Origin of the sequence: Streptomyces flaveolus (assembly GCF_000716535.1) — a bacterium.
GTDB classification, from domain to species: domain Bacteria; phylum Actinomycetota; class Actinomycetes; order Streptomycetales; family Streptomycetaceae; genus Streptomyces; species Streptomyces flaveolus_A.
In genome coordinates, this window is the sequence record NZ_JNWV01000076.1 from 1 (window position 1) to 17,013 (window position 17,013).

A 17,013-nucleotide genomic window follows, 5' to 3' on the forward strand; every position below is an offset into this window, starting at 1 on the left:
TGCCGGTGGTGCTCAGCGCGACTTTCGTGCAACTCCTCAACGTCACTGTCGCCCAGGTCGCCGCGCCGGCGATCCAGGCCAGCCTGGGCGCCGGTCCGGGCGCCGTGCAACTGGTCCTCGCTGGATACACCCTGACGTACGCGTGCCTGCTCATCCCCGCCGCACGGCTGGGCGACCGGTACGGCTACCGCCGGCTGTTCGTGGCGGGCACCGTGGTCTTCACCGCGGGTTCAGCGGCCGGCGCGTTTGCCCCCGACGCCGCATCGCTGATCACGGCCCGGCTGGTGCAGGGCTCGGGCAGCGGCCTGGTCGCCCCCCAAGTCCTGTCGCTCATCCAGACCGCCACCCCCGCGACACGCCGACCGCGCGCCCTCGGTCTGTACGGCGCCACCATGGCCGTCGCGTCACTGGCCGGGCCCCTGATCGGCGGTTTCGTCCTCAGTGCCGATCTCTTCGGCCTTGGCTGGCGGCCGGTGATGCTCCTCACCGTGCCGGTGGCGCTCGCCTCGCTGGCCGGAGCGACCGCGCTGCCCCGCACCCGCGGGGCGGACGGACTCCGCGTCGACAAGTTGGGTGCGCTGCTGGTCACCGTGGGAGCCGGCGCACTGGTCCTGCCCCTGGCCCTGGGGCGGGAAGCAGGCTGGCCCTGGTGGACGTGGGCCGGTTTCGCCGTGGCCGTGGCCGCCCTCGCCCACTTCGTCCGGAGCCTGCCGCACCGGCCTGACCCGCTGATCCATCCCGCGGTGCTGCGTGACCGGTCGGCGCGTAGAGGCACGTTGCTGGTGTTCGTGTTCAACACGGGAGTGCCCTCCTTCACCTACCTGCTCTTCCTCCACCTTCAGTCCGCCGTCGGGTACTCGGCCCTGGCTGCCGCACTGACATCGGCACCGTTCGCCGCCGCCGCCGTCTTCGGCAGCAGAGCCGCACCCGCTCTCACCCGCCGGCACGGGCCGACGGTGCTCACCGTGGCGTCCCTGGTGCTGGCCGGGATGTGCCTGGCGCTGGCCTCGCTCGTCGGCTCGGTAGCGGGACGCCAGGCAGCACTGCCCGTGCTGGCCGTCGGCGGAGCCGCGTTCGGCGCCTTCACCGCGTCGGTGTTCACCCTGGTCCTGGCCGAGGTGCACGGTCCCGCCGCCGGTTCGGTCTCCGGACTGCTGCCCACAGCACAGCAGCTCGGCGGGTCAATCGGAGTGACCGCGGCCGGACTCGCCTACTACGCCCCCGCCGCCGATGCGGACACCGCGTTCCGGCACGCCATGCTCTACCAGGTCGCCGCCTTCACGATCACCGCGCTGATCAGCCTCCGGCTCCGCGACAAGCCTGGCACCGAGCCCACGCACGGCCACAGCAGTCATAGCGGAGGGGCACGTATGTAACTAGTGCCTCATCAGGCAACGTTCGCCCTGTTGACTACCTCGCGCAGCCGTTCGTCGGCGGCGTGCTTGTTTCGCCAGATGATGTAGCGGCGGATCATGCTGCCCTGCTCCTTGTGGCTGGTGTGGTCGGTGCCGTCCAGTGCGAAGTAGCGCAGGGCGGTGAACTGAGCCTCGATGCGGTTAAGCCAGGAGCTGTTGGTCGGGGTGTAGGCGAACTCGACGTTGTTGGCTGCGGCCCAGTCACCGACCCGGAAGTCCCTCTTCGTGGTCAGGTGCGGGGAGTAGTTGTCGAGCACGATCGCGATGCGGATCTTCGGCGGGTAGAGGCTGCGCAGATAGCGGCAGAACTCCAGGAACTTCGTGCGACTCTTGGTCGGCTTGATGTGGCCGTAAAACCTGTTCTTGCCGAGGTCGTAGGCGGCGAACAGGTGTCTGACCCCGTGAGGGCGGGTGTAGGTCGCCCGCCGGCGGGGCCTGGGCTCCCGGTTGGGGTCCTTGTGCTTCCCGCCGCGCTCGGCCCACTGCCGCCCGGGGTGGGGCTGGAGGTTGAGTGGCCCGAACTCGTCCAGGCAGAAGACGATTTCGGGCTCGCCTTCCTCGGGTATGACCTCGCCGTCGGCGATCGCGTAGAGGTGCTCGACGCGGGCCTTCTTGGCGGCGTAGTCGGGGTCGCGGGAGGTCTTCCAGGTCTTCACGCGTTGAAACGACACGCCCTCCTCGCGGAGCAGGACCCGAAGGCCCTCGTGGCTGATGTCGTCGACCACCCCCTCGGCGACCAGGAAGTCGGCCAGCTTGGCCAGGCTCCAGGTCGAGAACGGCAGGCCGTGCACAGCCGGCTTGGACTTGGCGATCTTCTTGATCTCGCGCCGCTCGGGCAGGGTGAACGTCCTCGGCCGCCCGTCCTTGTACTTCGGGTGAAGGGAGTCGAAGCCGTCGGCGTTGAAGTTGTGGATCAGGTCCCGGACCCGGTCCGCACTGGTGAACGTCACCTCGGCGATCTTCGCCACGGGCATGCCCTGTGCGGATAAGCACCATCTGGGCCCGCCGCCAGGTCACCACCGACCCGGTGCCGCCCCGCAAGATCCGCAACAGACGAGCGCCCTCATCGTCATCGTCTCCCGCACCTGCACCCGCTCGGCCCAGAACACATCCCGCCAAGTTGGGCCTGCGTCTGGCCGCCCGCGCCGAGTTGCTGCTCGTCGTGCGCCCCGTGCGCGGTCCCGGCCCGGCTGCCCGCCGGGGCCGCCCGGCTGTCTCCGTCAAGCTGGGTTTCGTCCGCGGCCGGGTGACGGGGGGGCTCGGAGGCGACCAGCCGACGCGGGCCCGCGGCTGCTGGCAGCCGCCTAAATCTTCTTGGTGACCCGCGCCGGTCCCGCCCCGGCGGTGATCCCGCGCCCGAGTACGTACCTCGCCGGTTGCCGGACTGGCTTGGGGCGTACGGAGGCCACGCTGCCGCCTGGACGCCCACGGCGCGGTGTCTGGCCCCGCGGGTCTGGAATCTTCCGGCCGGCAGCCGGTCCGGCGGTGTCACCCGTTCCTGCGTGCGTGGCCGGTCAGGCGCCGGGCTCGTGCTTCTGCCGTTTGGCCTCGGACAGGCGGTTGACGCGGATGAGGCAGCCCCACGCGCCGGCGAGTAGCAGCAGTGTGATGACGACGTCGCCGACGAGCGTGGGAACGTCTGGGTAGTGGGTGGCGTGCTGGAGGCCAGCCAGGGCGAGCCCGCCAAGGAGTAGGGCGAGGAGCAGCCAGAACAGTTTCACGGTCCCCCCGGGGAGTGTGCTGAGGGCGACACCGTAGCGGTAGGCGTGGCGCCCGGGGGAGCGGTTGCGCACTACCCGTCCGAAGGTCGGTTCGCCGGATCTGCAGCGATTCGGCGGGACCTGCTACAGCGTCCACCGCGCGCAGGTCGCCGCGGTCGTGACCACGTCGGTGTTCACGAAGCCCGCGGCCAGCTACGGGGCTCAGCACGGTATCCGGCTCGTCGACAGCGAGGCGCTCGCGGGGTGGGCGACGCGGACCGGGCCGGCCCCGTGGATGTGACACAGCGGCTGGGGCCGCGTCCCTGCCACGCTGAGCCCCGGTCCCGCCGACGCTGGGTGCGCCCCATTCGGGTCACAGCTTGACCACACCAGCTTCACGCCCCGCACACGCGGGCGGATGATTCCCACACACCGTACGATCCCTGGGGGGACCCATGAGCGACAGCACACCCACGCCGCCGATGCCGAGCTTCCCGCCGCCTCCGCCGGCACCGAAGAAGTCCCGGACCAACTTGGTCATCATCGGCTCCGCCGCCGCCGTGATCGCTGCCGTCATCGCCACCGGCGTTGTGGTCGTGCAGGCCACCAACGACGACAGCAAGCCGGCCGCCGCCACCAAGGCGAGCACCCCGACTGCTGAGCCTGCGTCGGAGGATACGGAGGAGTCGACGCCGACGTACGCCGACCTCGATACCGACAGCTTCTCGATCGATTTGAAGACGAAGTCGCGGCAGTGCTTCGGGTCGGCGGGCTGCAACCTGACGGTCGAGCCGGACCTGACGCTGATGGTCGACAGTTCGAGCGTCGATCCGGACGCGGTGTATGAGATCACTTACGAGATCCGCGGTGATCAGTCCGGGCCGGTCATCGACACGGCCGAGTTGTCGAACCAGACGAGCTTGAACTACACGCCGTCGCTGATCCAGACGGCTTCGGCGGGCACGAAGGTGACTGCCAAGATCACCGACGTCACGAAGCAGGGGTAGCCAAGCTCGACGAACAGCGGCCCCGCACCGGAGCTTCGTCCGGGCGGGGCCGTCGTCATGCAGGGGGGCAGCACTCCGCGCACGGCGTCTGCCGCACACGCGCCGCCTCAGCCGTTGTCAGAGACACAATCCGGCGCAGCTCAATGCCCTGGGCCACGTTGCCCGCGCGGCCGGCCTGGAAGGCGGGGCAGTCCTCGCTGGCGTGGTAGCAGTCGCTGCCGCCGGTCGTAATGTAGTCGCTCATGCGGTGGGCTCCTCGTCCGGGCGCACCAAGCCCTCGTGGAACGGGTCGATGAGGCTGGCAGCGTAGCCCAGGCCGTCGAGCCTGTCCTGCGTGATCGCTATCCGGGGATCCGATCATTCTTCTCCTCGTGCATCGCGTCGCGCTCCTCGCGACGCTCCGGCCCCCGACTACGGTAAGTACCATTACACGCGCGAACCGGCGGCCGGTATCGCCGTCGGGGTGGCGGCCGACGGACCCTGCCCTCGGGGTAGCGGAACAGGCCACGGAACTCGCATGCTTCCAGCCGTATTACGGCCTACCGTTTCTGCTGTGACGACAGATGCGTGGCACGTGTTGAGCCGCTCCTTGCAGACGCTTCGCGAGGAGTTCGACAACACCTACGACCGGTACAACGGCCTTGCTGCGCCCGGGTCGCCAGGCTCTGTGGAACTTTGTGAAGATCGTGGTCTGGCGGGGGAGTGGGGGACCCGGCCGGTGCATGACGCGCATCTGGCCGCGATTTCGCCGGTCATGGCTGTTATGGATCACCTCGACAGCCTCGGTCTGCTGTTTACGTCGCCTGTCGGTCTGATGGCATCGCACACGGTTGCCCGGGGCGCGCTCGACATCGCAACCCAGCCCTGGTTTCTCCTTGAGCCGGGCATCGACGCCCGCGAGCGGGTCCGTCGCCATATGAACTACAGACTGCAAAGCCTGAAAGAGCAGTCACTCATGGTTGGAGACCTTGGGGCATCACCCGATGCCCAGCGGCATCTGCAACATCTGCGAGAACGCACCGAGCAAATTCTGCGTGCCGCCAGACACCACGGGCTCTCGGTCAAGGGAAAGATCGCGGATAAGTTCAGACCCTGCTACCTGGGCTCGTCACCAGCGCCCAGCACCACAGGCCTAGCTGGACAGATCGTTGCCCCGGGCGGCAGCCCTCTGGGCACTCTGTTGTGGCGGGCTACCTCAGCCGTCGCGCACGGGCAGGCTCATGGCCTGATGATGTTCTGTGCGGACGCGCCAGGAGCCCCAGGCACCGGACCCGGAGATCACTTCGTATATCAGCAACTGCAGTTCAGCCCTCAAGAGGCCGCTCAACGCTGTGCGGGTGCTCCGCTGGCCACCCTGTCGATGCTGCGACGCCTTTACGCCCACTGCGGTTGGCCAGCCGACAACCTCGAGAGAGCCGGCAGCGAACTTGCTCGGGCTTGGCTGCACATCAGCGGCATGGCACGAGCAACCGCCGCCTGACCCCTCACCGAAGTACGAAAGCCACCAGGCGCGGACACCGTCAACCAGGCGCGCGGTGGACCAGCTACTGCGTGACCCTGCCGGTGCCTTGAGACCGCAACCCCCACCGTGCTCTTCCCCGAGCAGCCCCGCGAGAGCCAGATCAGGTACCGCCGCCGCCGTACAGCAGGCGTGCGTCGTCCTTTGCTTGCCGCCGCCACTTTCGCTGACGGTTCAGGACCGCCACGGTGCGTCGGCGGATGGTCAGGAGTGCTGGCTGCGGGTCCTTGCCGTGGTAGTCACCCAGAGCGGTGCCGTTGTCGGTGCTCTCGCCGTTGACGGACAGGTACTGGCCACTGTGGCGGTTCTGCAGGGCGAAGTAGCCGTTGTCCTTCTGGACCAGGCGCCACTCCTGGTGCGGACCGGTCACATGGCCCCACTGGATGACCTTCGCACCGTTGGCGGTGCTCTCGCCCTCCACGGACAGGGCCTTGCCGCTGTGCACGGCGCGCACCACGTAGTAGCCGCCGGTCGTCGCCTCCAGGTTCCACTTCTGGTGGTCGCCACCCTGGAACGGCCACTGGATGACAGCGGTGCCGTCGTCCTTCTTCTCCCCGTTGACCGACACTGCCTTCTCACTGTGCCGGGCGATCAGCGCGGCAGTGAACACAGCGGACATTGGACTCGCTTCCTCTCACAGACTGCCCTCTGGAGCGGCAGACCCGACCTGACTGGAACATCAGCGATCCTGACGTCACCGAGGTACGCCAGCCCTCCGGAAGAAGTCCCGCCGGGGCCGCGGATCCGCCTCGGCGGCCCCAAGAGCGGGTGCGCGCCGGCGCGTAGGCGGCCCCGGGTCACCGCGTGCCGGCGCCGCCCGTGTCGAGTGCGGCGAGCAGCGCCTGGGTCTGCTCCAGACGCGACGGGTGGACCTCCATGTCCCGGTAGACGTCGAGGGCCTGTTCCAGGGCCTGTCTCGCGGCGTCCCGGTCGCCCATGGCCTGGTGCACCTCTCCGAGGTGCACCAGGGCTTCCGCTTCGTTGAAGCGGTGCCCCAGGGCCCGGTGGAGTTCCAGGCCGCGCCGGTGGCACGCGAGGGCCTGGGAGTGCTCTCCGAGTTGCTGGTAGGCGGTGCCGAGGGTGTCGAGGGTGTCGGACTGGCCCCGCAGGTCGCCGAGTTCCCTCTGGATCGCCATGGCCTGTTCGCAATGGGTGACGGCGCCTCGATGGTCGCCCTGCTGCACGTGGTCCCACGCCACGGCGTTCAGGGCGCGCGCCAGTCCGGCCCGGTGGCCGAGTCGCGTGAACAGGCGGACGGCCTGTTGGTCGTGGTGCAACGCCGCCGGCCGGTCTCCCGTGTGCTCGTGGAGCCAGCCGAGGGCCAGGTGGGTGTGGGCCTCGGACAGCGCCTGATCGCTGTCCCGGGCCAGGGCCAGAGCCCGGGTCAGCCGGCTGTGCGCCCCGTCGTGGTCGCCGGCCTCGGTGCGCTCCCAGGCCAGTGCGCGGTGGGACTCGGCCTGGGCGGCCGCGTCACCGAGCCGGGCCGCGGCCGCCAGCGCCGTGGTGTGGACGGTCGCGACGTCGCTCCACTGTCCGCGCCGGGTCAGGAAGGTCGTCAGGGCCCAGGCCAGTTGCCAGGCGTGGGTGTCGTGGCCGTGCCGCGCGGCCTGGTGCACGGCGGCGACGAGCGCCGTGTGCTCCTGGGCGAACCACGACATCGCCTCATCGTGGGTGGTGAGGTCCTGCGGACGCACGCCGTCGACGGCCGGTGCCGGGCGGATGGGATCCCGGTGCGGGTGCAGCAGCCGGTCGGCCGACCAGGCGGTGTGCAGATAGTGGTCGAGGAGACGGACGCGGGCCGCCCGGCCCTCCGCGCCGTCGACGGAGTCGGCGACTTCGAGGGCGTAGGTGCGCAGCAGGTCGTGGCTGTGGAATCGGCCGGGGACGTGCTCCTGAAGGAGGTGGGCGGCGCGGAGCCGGTCCAGCGCCGTGCGCGTCCGGGCCGGGGACAGGCCCGTGAGGCTGCCGGCGGCGGGGTGGGCGAGGTCGGTACCGGGGGCCTGCACGAGCTGGCGGAACACCCGGGCGGTCTCCGGGTCGAGGGCGCGGTAGGAGGAGGCGAGGACGGTGCGCACGTCGGTGGCGCTCTCACCGGTGCCCAGGGCGTCGAGGCGGGAGCTGCTCTCGCGCAGCTCCTCGGTCAGGGCGGTCAGGGTGCACACCGGGTTGGTGGTGATCCGCGCGGCCAGGACGCTCAGTGCGAGGGGCAGCCCGGCGCACTGGTCCACCAGGGCGGTGGCGGCGTCGGGTTCCGCGGCGACTCGTTCTGCGCCCAGTCGGCCCGCCAGAAGCTCGCGTGCCGTGGTGGAGTCGAACCCGTTGACCGTCAGATGGGTGACCTGGTGGGAGACGGTCAGCCCGGTGAGCTGGTCGCGGCTGGTGATCACGACGGTGCAGGTGGGCGTGCCCGGCAAAAGTGGCAGGATCTGCTCGGTGTCACGGGAGTTGTCCAGGACCACGAGCATATGCCGGTCGGCCAGGAGACTGCGGTACAGGGCTGCCTGGGCGTCGGCGGCGGCCGGTATCCGCCCGGGGTCGACGCCGAGGGTGTCGAGGAATCCGCGGATCACCATGAACGGGTCGGCCGGTTCACCCGAGGGCGTGAACCCGCGGAGGTCCGCGAAGAGCTGCCCGTCGGGAAAGTGCTGGTTCCGGCTGTGAGCCCAGCGCAGCGCGAGCCAGGTCTTGCCGACCCCGCCGGTGCCGCAGATCACCGACAGCGGCATGGTGGTGCGGGGCTCGGCCTGGAACGCGAGCATCTTGTCCAGGACGGCGAGTTCCGCGTCGCGGCCGACGAAGTGCGCCGGCGGAGCGAGCAGTTGGCGGGGTACCGGTGACGTCGCCGCGCCCGCCGACAGCCGTTCCGTAGCCGCCTCGTGAAGCGCCAGCGCCGGGTCGTTGGCCAGGATCTGCTGGTGAAGACCGCGCAGAGGCGGTCCCGGGTCGGCCCCCAGCTCATGCGCCAGGCGCCGGCGGATGTCCTCGTAGCAGGAGAGGGCGTCGGCGGCGCGCCCGGCTCGGTACAGGGCGAGCATGAGGTGACCGGCCAGTCGTTCGTCCAGTGGGTGCTCACCGGCGAGCGCGCTGAGCTCGGGCAGCAGTTCACCGTGGTGTCCGGTGCGTAATCGGAGGTCGGTGCAGTGCAGTCGCGCCGAGAACCGCTCCCGCTCCAGTGCCTGGCGCAGGTCGCAGAACCACGGGACGTCCACGGCGGCGAACGGTTCGCCCCGCCACAGTCCGAGCGCCTGTCGCATCAAGGACGCCGCCTGCGTGTCATCGGCCGTCCGGGCACGCGCGACCAGGTCCCGGAACAGGTGCAGATCCACGGACAGCGGGCTCGCTTCGAGCACATAGCCCCCGGGGTGCCGGGCGATGACCACCTCCGGGGCCTGCGCCAGCGCCTGGCGCAGCCGGGACAGGTACCCGTACAGCGTTCCCCTGACCCGCTGCGGCGGCCGGTCGCCCCACACCCGGTCGACGAGCGCGTCCACCGACACCGCCTTGTTGACGTCCAGGAGCAGAGCGGCCAGCACGCACCGCTGCCGCATGTGCCCCACGTCCGCGGGACGGCCGTCCAGACGCGCCTCGATCGTGCCGAGCAGGCTGAACTCCACCACCATCCGATCCCCCTTCTCGCCGTTCACGTCCATCACTTGGCGACTGCACTCACCAGGCGATTCAAGGTCTACCCAAGGTTCGTCCCCAGTCAGACCCGCAGGGTGGAACCGACGAAAGGGCCGGCGTGGCCCGACGGGTGTACGGCCTCGCCGGTGCCCACGGCCGTCCGGAGGGGACAGGGGGAGCGCGATGCGACGTATCGGCCGGGCGGTGGGAGCCGCCGTACTCCTCGTGTGCTGTGCCGGGGGATGCAGCACACAGCCGGGGGCGGGGAGCGCGGAGCCGGGGGCGGACGGCACGGGACCGTCCCTGGCTCCGCTGCCCGCGAACCAACCGCGCGACAGCCTTCCGCTGGACGCCTACGTGCCCTCCCCCGAAGAGCAGGCCCGGTCCGACCGCGCCCAGGTGGCGCTGGAACGGGCCTGCCTGGCCCGCTACGGACTGCGCTGGAACGGGCCGGGCGAGACCGCTCTGGAGACCGGACGGCGGATGGCCCTGTCACGGCAGGCGGCCCGATGGGGCACGGTGGACCTGCGGCAGGCGGCGCGGTACGGGTACCACGCACCGCCCTGGAGCACGTACAACCCCCAGGTGGGTGCGCTGCTGGACCAGCACGCCGACCTCCCTGCCGATGTGGAGAAGGTGCTCTACGGCCTGGTGGGGACGTTCGGGGACAAGGCCGTTCCGCAGAACGGATGCCGGGCCGAGGCGGCCGCGCGGCTCCTGCGTGGTGCTCCCCGTGCGGACCGCAACCTTGCTGACTGGCTGGCGCGACAGGCGGCCGACGCGAGCGCCGAGGATCCCCGGCTGTCGACGGTCCTGGGTGCGTGGCGCGCCTGCATGACCCGCGCCGGCCACCCGTACGCCTCGCCGCACGCCGCCGCGCACGATCCCCGCTGGAAACGGGTCCGGACTCCCACCGAGAAAGAGCTCACGGTGGCCGTGGCGGACGTCCGGTGCCAGAACGAGGTGCGCTACCTGCCCTCCCTGGTGGACGTCACCTCCCGCCACCAGCGCGAGCTGATTAGCCGTTACACCACTGAACTCGGCCGGCTGAAGCGCCTGAAGGACGTACGGGTGCGCAACGTCGCCGAAGCGCTCGCCGCTCAGCCGTCCGACACCGCGTCCTCGCAGGAGGGCGACCGGGACGGATCCGGGTGAGAGCGAGCCGACCGTCAGCACGATCCGCGATACGAGAGAGGACATCGACATGCGACGCATGATCACCACTGTGCTGGGCGCCCTGGCCCTCACCGCGACATCCGTCGGTCTGTGGGCGGCGCCGGCCAGCGCGAGCGACGTCTACCAGGGAAGCGACTGGGCGACCCACGCCTACGACGGGACGTGGTTCGACTACTGCGACGGCGAGGACGACAACCACTCCGTGTGGGGCGGCTACTACACCACCGCCTCCAGCGCCTACCAGACGTCCAGCCCGGTCAACGGGTACTGCGGCACCGAGTTCGTCAGCGGGGTGCTGACCAACCTGAGGATGGTCGAGGACAACCCGTCCAGCAGCACCAACTACTACGGCGCCTGGCACGGCTACCCGGTCGCCGGCAACTGATCGCTGCGGCTCTGTGCGGAAGCATCCCGGCGGCGGGCCCGTCGAAGGCCCGCCGCCGGGCCCGGCCGTCCCTGCCGCGGCCCGGCAACGGGCAACGAGTGTGTGCTGCGGACCCCGTTGGGGGTCCGCAGCACACGGCGGGGACGGGGGCCGAGGGGTCCATGCGGCGCGGGCGGCGGCAGCTCGCCGGCCGCACCTTGCTCTCGGATCCTGTTGATGATCTCGTCGTCGGTCATGCGGGCATTCGTAGCAGCTGCCACCGACATCGCCCGAACTGCCTGAGGTAACTGACGGCCGCCTCGGACATCCGCGGTCAGCCAGCGTCCTCCGGCCGGCGCGCGGGGCCGTACCGGTTCGGGTCGAAAGCCTCCGGCCGCGCGCCAGCGTGTGGTGCCCCCTGTCTGACTTGCGCCCCGTCTGCCGGCCGGCAGGCCAGGCGAGTGGTTCGGCGTCACGCCGAGCGAAAGAGGTGACCCGGCGGCCGCTGGGAGGCCGAGCAGAACAAACGTCGTGTAATGACAGCGGGACAGGCTCGCGCAACAGGAACGGCAGCGCCTCCCGTGCCCGCGCGGACCGCTACGCCGAACAGGACCATCCGATGGAGCGCGCCCGGTGCGCCAAGACGACCAGCGGCGCGCATCGCCTCCAGGGTGTCGGCGGTGTCCGGGTGGTCAGGGTCCGGGATGACGTTCGCCGTGAACCGGATGATGCTGCGGGCGGTGCCGGGCACCGCCGTGGTGGGGGAATCCCGTGCCCAGTCCCGCAGCGCGGACAGCAGCACGCACCCGACCTCGTCCAGGGCGAAGGAGTCCGCGCACGGATCGCTCTCCCCGTCCACGGCTGTGACAGGCCAGACGATGTCCTCGGCCAGCCGCAGCAGGACGAACGCCAGCTCCGGGTCCGCTTCCGCCCACCCGGTGGCGGCGTCCTCGCCACCCAGCTGCAGCGCCGAGAGGTAGTCGAAGCCCTCCTCCACCTGCTCGGGCGTCAGCGGTGCACGGGACGGGATCAGGTACGGCATCACGCTCTCCTCACGATGACTGCCGCGCGACTCCGACGTCGTTCCCGCATGGTCGGCGCCCAGACCTGTGGACACAGGACAGTGACTCCCCCTCCAACTCGAACCGGATGAATCAGGGCCACAAGGGCCAAACCCGGCCCCCTTATCCCTCGTGGCCGCCCCGACCATGACTCCTTGTCCAGGTCCGCTACCGCCTCGACCACCGCCGTGTTTCCCCTTGACCGCGCCCGCTACCGGCCGCCGTCAGACCGCGGACAAGGGGGTCCCCTGCACGCTGCTCTCTCGATCACCGCCCACCAGGGCGGCCCGAAGCGAAGGAGCCACCGCGATGACCACGCACCGACCGCGAGCCGACGCCCGGCACGCCCACCCCGACCCCGCGCCCGACCAGCACTGGGTAAGCCGTCCCGGCCTCCTGTGGTGCGCACTTGGGAGGCCACTGTGGAACCCACTTTGGTGCCCGGCACCGAGCCGGATGAAGAAAGCCCTGGTCACCACGCAGATCCGGGCGCGCGCCGCGTTGTCACAACCCTCTTCTCTCCTCCTGAACTTCTTTGTGATGTCCGTGGAGGAGGAGATCATCGGGTCTGGGGGCCGGGTGCCCTCTGGGGCCGGGCGCGGCCGGCGCTCGGCAGGTGGCCGCGCGCGCCGGACGACGGGGTAGGCGCGCAGCTGATGGCGGTCAAGCGTGAGGAGAACCCGGCGGGGTCGTCGAACAACCTGCGCGGTGACGTGCTGCGCGTGCTCGGAGTGCTGAAGGTCGCGATGGTCGAACAGATCCAGCAGATCTCAGCCCCGCACCTGAGCTACCGCCACACGGACAAGCCGACCCCGTCGAAGCGGAAGCAGGCCCGCACCGCCTCCCACACCGGGGCGCTGTCCGATCTGCGCAAGCACGGCCTGGCGGAGAACGGCGGGCAGATCCCGGGCGGGGACGGTCGTAGGCAATTCAGCGGTGTACCCGGCCGCGACGGCCGCCACCGGGGGGCAGGGCAGGACCGCCCGCCACTCAGGAGAAGTGCGCCGCGGTCATCCCGTCGGACTGTCCGGCCGGCCACTCCACCAGTTCGATCCGGTACCCGTCCGGGTCGGTGAGCCACGAGGTCTTCGGGCCCGCGGGACCGCCCGGACTGAGGATGGGCCCCGGGTCCAGACCGGCTCCGGCCAGCGCCTCCAGGGTGCCGGCCAAACCGTCCACCTGGATCGCGACGTGGTCGACCCCGCTGCCCACGTCGACGGGTCCGTCGGCGGGACGGTGGACGAGCTCCAGCGAAGCCGCCGTCTCCTCGGGGAACTTCAGGATCACCAGGCGGCTCCCGTCGCCCGCCTCGACCCGGCCCAGCACGCCGTAGCCGAGGGCGGTGTAGAAGCGCAGGGAGCGCTCCAGATCGGTGACGCGGTACGAGACGAAGAGCGTCCTCACGCCGCCTCCCCGGCCCGGCGCACCCGGTAGCGGAGGTGCGTGACGCCCCGGTCCTCGAGCCGCCGGACGAGCTCGAGCTCGGTGTGCTCAGCACCGAGGTGGTCGAACAGCCGTCGGCCGCCCCCGAGGAGGACCGGCACCAGGTGGATCTCCATCTCGTCCAGCTGCCCGGCTCGCAGCAGCGCCTGCGCCGCCCCCGCACCGTGCACCATGATGGGCCGGTCCCCGGCGGCGGCCCGCGCCAGCCGGGCGCACTCGTCGACGTCGGTGACGAACCGCGCGTGACCGGGCGGCTCGTCCCCGTCGTCCACGTGGTGGGTCAGGACGAGGATGGGCACGCCGTCGTGATGGTCGCCTTGCCAGCGCCGGGCGAGCTCGAAGGTCCGCCGGCCGGAGATCAGCGCGCCGGTCGCCAGCGCCTCGCGGTAGACCTGGCCGCTCGGCCCGTCGGACTCCCGGTCGTCGAGCCAGTCGAAGAGCCGTCCGCCGTCCCGCCCCAGCTCCTGACCTGGCCGGTCGTCCGGTCCGGCGATGAACCCGTCGAGCGACATCGACATGTACAGCCGAATCGGGTGGGGCATCGTGGACTCCCTCGCTCCGCCACGCCCCGGCCCCGCGGCCCCTGCTCGGCCGACGGAGGTGCGTGTACAGGGGAGACTGCCGACGACCGGCGAACTCATCGCACCGGCACGCCGAGGAGGGTGTCACCGAAGGGCGCGAGGACTCGCTCAGCGCTCGAAGACCGCCGTCGCCACGGGCACCGCCAGCAGCAGACTGAGCCCGACCAGCGGGAGCCGGTCCAGCCACAGGACGGCGGCGAACTCGCGCAGGGTCGCGGAGAGCCAGTACACGGGGGAGGCCGGCGCGCCGATGACGTCGACGGGGACGCCGGCGCGGCGGGCCAGCAGGGTGGTGCGGTAGACGTGGAAGCCGCTGGTGACCACCGTGGCCCGGTGGCCGGGACCGGCGCGTTCCATGAGGGCCTCGCTGAAGCGGAGGTTCTGCCAGGTGTTGACGGAGCGGTCCTCCCGCACGATCCGGTCGGAGGACACTCCGCGGGCGCCCAGGTAGTCGGCCATGGCGTCCGCCTCGGAGACGACCTCGTCGTCGCCCTGCCCGCCCGAGACGACGAACGTCACAGGATCCGTGTCCGGTACGTCCGGCGCGTCCACCGCGAGGGCGCGCTCCAGCCTGCGCCGCAGCAACGGGCCGGGCCGGTCGCCGTCGAGCCCGGCGCCCAGGACGACGACATGGGTGGTCCCCGGAGGCGGGGTGCTGCGCCCCCGGACGATCACGTACCCGGTGAAGACGAGGAAGAGCAGCGAGAGGTACCCCGCGGCCGCGTTCACCGCGACCATGAGCCCACCCGCCACCTCGCCGCCGACCGCGTACAGGACGGCGTCGAGGCCGAGCACCGCCAGCACCGCGCAGCCGGCGGCGCCGGTGGCGAGCAACGGCGTCTGCGGCCCGTAGCGCCGGACCAGGAGGACGGCGTCGACCAGCAGGAGCAGGCCCAGCGCGAGCGCCCCGAGCAGGGCGAGGACGGCGAGCACGGTGGCGACGGTGTGGTGGGTCTGCGCGCTGCGGGCGGACACACCGAGTCCGGCAGACGTCACCGCGAGGCAGAACAGGACCGCGGTGGAGAACCGGTGCGGCGCCAGCACGGCATGCACGAGGCCGCCCGCGGCGAACACCGCCGCGGCAAGGTACTCCGGGTACTCCGACACGTCCCGCACCACTCCGCTCTCCCGCCCGCGGGGCCCCGGGGCCCGTCCCCGCCCGCCTGTCGCCGCCTGCGCGTTCCCGGGCTCGCGCAGCGCGGCGGACCTGGTGCGGACGGCCGCCCGACATCCTCGCAGACCGGCTGCGACGCGCCGCAGGCGGGCGTACGTTGCCCCGGGCGGCTCGGCCCGATGGCGGAGAGCAGCTCGACCCGCTCGGGCGTGAGCGTGGCGGCTCTGGATCTCTGGTTGCTGATCCATGCCCCCAGCCGGAGCTCCCGCTGCACCTGGTCCTCGCCGTCGTCCTCGCCCATGGTGATCGTTTCGGTGTGCTTGCGCGGCACTCGAAGGTGCCCCTCACGCTCGAAGAACTGTCGGGCGGCGGCGAGGTGCATCGCCCACTTGTCGGCCTGACTCATGCGGGGCTTGGGCTTCTCGTCCTCGGTCGCGGGTTGGATGCCGAGGATGTGTTGGCACAGCCATTGCTGGACGGTGGTGAGATTGTCCCAGCTGAGACGGACGCAGCGTTGGGTGAGGTGGAAGCCTCGCTGCCACTCGACCGGCCAGGCGGGGCACCACGAGGGGGCGATGTCCTCGAGCTGCTCGCGCCGCTCCTGCGACAAGACGCCGGCCGACGGCTGAACCGGCAGGCCTTCGGCCCGCCGCTCGCCGCCGGCGAGCCGGTGTTCTCCCCGAGCGCCCTGCGCCAGCTCATCGCCGATCCATGCCCCGAGCCGGAGCTCCCGCTCCTCCTGGTCCTCGCCGACGAGGATCCGTTCGACGTGCTTCCTCGGGACTCGTAGGTGTCCTTCGCGTTGGTAGTACTGGGTGGCGGCGGTGAGGTTGAGGGCCCATTTGTCGGCCTGGGTACGGCGCGGGCGCGGCTTCTCGTCCTCGGTGGCGGGCTCGATCCCGAAGACCTGCTCGCACATCCACTGCTGTGCGCCTGTGAGCTTGTCCCAGGCCGAGGCGGACCAGATCCGTTCCGGCGTCGCCACCCGCCAACTGGTGCAGGCGGCGCGGCCAGATCTCCTCCTGCTCCCAGTGCAGAGCCTGCTCCCACCACCGGGCCACCACCGCATGGGCCACCGCGAAAGCCTGCGCCGGATCCACCCCGGCCCGCCCCGCACGCCGCACCACACCCGCCCACCGCCGCTGCGCGGCGACCACCTCCGGCACCCCGTGCACATCCAGGTACTCCAGCGGCTGGTCGGCGTCCGCGTCCAGCAGCCACCGCCCGTGCCGCACGCACACCCGCCGCCAGCGCGGCAGGTACCGCACCGCCCGCACCGCCTGCCCGGTGCGCCGCGCGGTGCACAACCGGCACCCGAACGCGGCCGGCCCCACCACCGCGCCCGCCGCCCGCCACCGCGCCTGCGGCACACCAGCCTCCCGGCCGGTGCTGATCTTCGGATCGTCCACGGTGAACCCCGGCAGCGCCCGGGCCAGCACCTCGTACCCGGTCCCGCACAGCTCGGCGAGCGCACCCCGCCCGGCCTCGTTGAGGACGACCTCCGCATCGGCGCGCACACCGCCGCCCTGGTGCCGCACGGGGGAGTTGCGGCATGTCCACAGCCGCAGCACGCCCGCGGCCGGCAGGCTGTAACGCGCCGCCGCTCGATGGATCAGCGACGCGGTCAGCTCCCCGGCCAGCGGCACGATCCGTAACGCCCCTGCTCCCACATGTTCTCCTCATGGCACGCCCACCGTCATGCCCCCACCCGGGCCGGTGCCCCATCATGATCCGGCGCCCACCTGCGCAGCCAGGGCAGATGCCTGCACCGCGGGCACAGGCGTGCAGTGCGGCGCACACCGCGCCCGGCGCGCTGACATGCACGGACCGACCAGGGCTCGGTTCCTAACCGCCGGGATGCGGTGCGCAGACAGCAGGCCAGTCCGCGGCGGCGCATCGGGCACCGTCTGCCCCGTTATCTTCTTCGCGGCCCTGCAAGAGGGCTGCTGGCCTCCGGGCCCGGTATGACTGTTGCCCCCTGTCGAACGGATGACCTGGGGGGTGGTGTC

15 protein-coding genes and 2 pseudogenes are annotated in these 17,013 nt (G+C 71.3%); 7 read left to right on the plus strand and 10 right to left on the minus strand.

Annotated features, from left to right (window positions below; all coding sequences use genetic code 11):
* Nucleotides 1-1,376 (plus strand): MFS transporter (locus OO52_RS44080; RefSeq protein ID WP_051819122.1); only part of this gene is annotated, 1,376 nt, incomplete at its 5' end.
* An 11-nt stretch (nucleotides 1,377-1,387) separates the two neighbouring features.
* Here the strand turns inward: OO52_RS44080 and OO52_RS44085 are convergent.
* Together OO52_RS44085 and OO52_RS44090 are read right to left on the minus strand one after the other, a co-directional pair.
* Nucleotides 1,388-2,524: pseudogene (locus OO52_RS44085) on the minus strand (IS630 family transposase).
* Nucleotides 2,525-2,929: 405 nt separating this feature from the next.
* On the minus strand, nucleotides 2,930-3,136 hold the full coding sequence (locus OO52_RS44090) for a hypothetical protein (RefSeq protein ID WP_158712652.1): 207 nt from the start codon (nucleotides 3,134-3,136) through the stop codon (nucleotides 2,930-2,932).
* Between the two features lie 82 nt (nucleotides 3,137-3,218).
* On the opposite strand from OO52_RS44090, the pseudogene OO52_RS44095 reads away from it, so the two are divergent.
* A pseudogene (locus OO52_RS44095) lies at nucleotides 3,219-3,416 on the plus strand (restriction endonuclease); the annotation flags it as partial.
* Between the two features lie 154 nt (nucleotides 3,417-3,570).
* Nucleotides 3,571-4,122, plus strand: a complete 552-nt coding sequence (locus OO52_RS44100; RefSeq protein WP_030658774.1) for a hypothetical protein — start codon at nucleotides 3,571-3,573, stop codon at nucleotides 4,120-4,122.
* A 55-nt stretch (nucleotides 4,123-4,177) separates the two neighbouring features.
* Here the strand turns inward: OO52_RS44100 and OO52_RS44105 are convergent, their stop codons facing one another.
* The gene (locus OO52_RS44105; RefSeq protein WP_030658772.1) at nucleotides 4,178-4,366 is read right to left on the minus strand and encodes a hypothetical protein; all 189 of its coding nucleotides are present in this window, start codon (nucleotides 4,364-4,366) and stop codon (nucleotides 4,178-4,180) included.
* 309 nt (nucleotides 4,367-4,675) lie between these two features.
* On the opposite strand from OO52_RS44105, the gene OO52_RS51275 reads away from it, so the two are divergent.
* The gene (locus OO52_RS51275; RefSeq protein ID WP_158712653.1) at nucleotides 4,676-5,602 is read left to right on the plus strand and encodes a hypothetical protein; all 927 of its coding nucleotides are present in this window, start codon (nucleotides 4,676-4,678) and stop codon (nucleotides 5,600-5,602) included.
* A 142-nt stretch (nucleotides 5,603-5,744) separates the two neighbouring features.
* Here OO52_RS51275 and OO52_RS44110 read toward each other — a convergent pair whose 3' ends face one another.
* The gene (locus OO52_RS44110; RefSeq protein WP_063738855.1) at nucleotides 5,745-6,260 is read right to left on the minus strand and encodes an RICIN domain-containing protein; all 516 of its coding nucleotides are present in this window, start codon (nucleotides 6,258-6,260) and stop codon (nucleotides 5,745-5,747) included.
* A 178-nt stretch (nucleotides 6,261-6,438) separates the two neighbouring features.
* Nucleotides 6,439-9,291 (minus strand): AfsR/SARP family transcriptional regulator, encoded by a 2,853-nt coding sequence (locus OO52_RS44115; RefSeq protein WP_234340008.1) that lies wholly within the window; start codon nucleotides 9,289-9,291, stop codon nucleotides 6,439-6,441.
* 157 nt (nucleotides 9,292-9,448) lie between these two features.
* Here OO52_RS44115 and OO52_RS44120 point away from each other — a divergent pair, with 157 nt between their 5' ends.
* Nucleotides 9,449-10,420 carry a hypothetical protein gene (locus tag OO52_RS44120; RefSeq protein ID WP_234340006.1) on the plus strand — a complete coding sequence of 324 codons (972 nt, stop codon included), beginning with the start codon at nucleotides 9,449-9,451 and terminating at the stop codon, nucleotides 10,418-10,420.
* 49 nt (nucleotides 10,421-10,469) lie between these two features.
* A complete protein-coding gene (locus OO52_RS44125; protein ID WP_030658765.1) occupies nucleotides 10,470-10,826 on the plus strand; it encodes a hypothetical protein in 357 nt (118 codons plus the stop codon).
* A gap of 451 nt (nucleotides 10,827-11,277) precedes the next feature.
* Here the strand turns inward: OO52_RS44125 and OO52_RS44130 are convergent, their stop codons facing one another.
* The 5 genes from OO52_RS44130 to OO52_RS54880 form a co-directional block, all read right to left on the minus strand.
* Nucleotides 11,278-11,847 (minus strand): hypothetical protein, encoded by a 570-nt coding sequence (locus tag OO52_RS44130; RefSeq protein ID WP_051819121.1) that lies wholly within the window; start codon nucleotides 11,845-11,847, stop codon nucleotides 11,278-11,280.
* Between the two features lie 1,009 nt (nucleotides 11,848-12,856).
* Entirely contained in the window at nucleotides 12,857-13,270 is a 414-nt protein-coding gene (locus OO52_RS44140) for a VOC family protein (protein ID WP_030658762.1), read from the minus strand.
* Nucleotides 13,267-13,851, minus strand: coding sequence for a dihydrofolate reductase family protein (locus tag OO52_RS44145; protein ID WP_030658760.1), 585 nt, complete (start codon nucleotides 13,849-13,851; stop codon nucleotides 13,267-13,269). Before OO52_RS44145 ends, OO52_RS44140 begins: the two co-directional genes overlap by 4 nt.
* 147 nt (nucleotides 13,852-13,998) lie before the next feature.
* On the minus strand, nucleotides 13,999-14,997 hold the full coding sequence (locus tag OO52_RS44150) for a YdcF family protein (protein WP_159024654.1): 999 nt from the start codon (nucleotides 14,995-14,997) through the stop codon (nucleotides 13,999-14,001).
* Nucleotides 14,883-15,923: a helicase associated domain-containing protein gene (locus OO52_RS54880; RefSeq protein WP_420711470.1), complete on the minus strand. Its 1,041-nt coding sequence runs from the start codon at nucleotides 15,921-15,923 to the stop codon at nucleotides 14,883-14,885. The genes OO52_RS44150 and OO52_RS54880 overlap by 115 nt, the downstream gene beginning before the upstream one ends.
* 16 nt (nucleotides 15,924-15,939) lie before the next feature.
* On the opposite strand from OO52_RS54880, the gene OO52_RS54430 reads away from it, so the two are divergent.
* Nucleotides 15,940-16,659: a hypothetical protein gene (locus tag OO52_RS54430; protein ID WP_324608331.1), complete on the plus strand. Its 720-nt coding sequence runs from the start codon at nucleotides 15,940-15,942 to the stop codon at nucleotides 16,657-16,659.
* Nucleotides 16,660-17,013: the final 354 nt, after the last annotated feature.

Bases quoted from the DNA above. Each gene is read 5' to 3' on its own strand.
- OO52_RS44100 (WP_030658774.1), top strand. From the start codon at position 3,571: ATGAGCGACAGCACACCCACGCCGCCGATGCCGAGCTTCCCGCCGCCT.
- OO52_RS44105 (WP_030658772.1), bottom strand. From the start codon at position 4,366: ATGAGCGACTACATTACGACCGGCGGCAGCGACTGCTACCACGCCAGC.
- OO52_RS44110 (WP_063738855.1), bottom strand. From the start codon at position 6,260: ATGTCCGCTGTGTTCACTGCCGCGCTGATCGCCCGGCACAGTGAGAAG.
- OO52_RS44115 (WP_234340008.1), bottom strand. From the start codon at position 9,291: ATGGACGTGAACGGCGAGAAGGGGGATCGGATGGTGGTGGAGTTCAGC.
- OO52_RS44120 (WP_234340006.1), top strand. From the start codon at position 9,449: ATGCGACGTATCGGCCGGGCGGTGGGAGCCGCCGTACTCCTCGTGTGC.
- OO52_RS44125 (WP_030658765.1), top strand. From the start codon at position 10,470: ATGCGACGCATGATCACCACTGTGCTGGGCGCCCTGGCCCTCACCGCG.
- OO52_RS44130 (WP_051819121.1), bottom strand. From the start codon at position 11,847: ATGCCGTACCTGATCCCGTCCCGTGCACCGCTGACGCCCGAGCAGGTG.
- OO52_RS44145 (WP_030658760.1), bottom strand. From the start codon at position 13,851: ATGCCCCACCCGATTCGGCTGTACATGTCGATGTCGCTCGACGGGTTC.
- OO52_RS54880 (WP_420711470.1), bottom strand. From the start codon at position 15,923: ATGTGCGAGCAGGTCTTCGGGATCGAGCCCGCCACCGAGGACGAGAAG.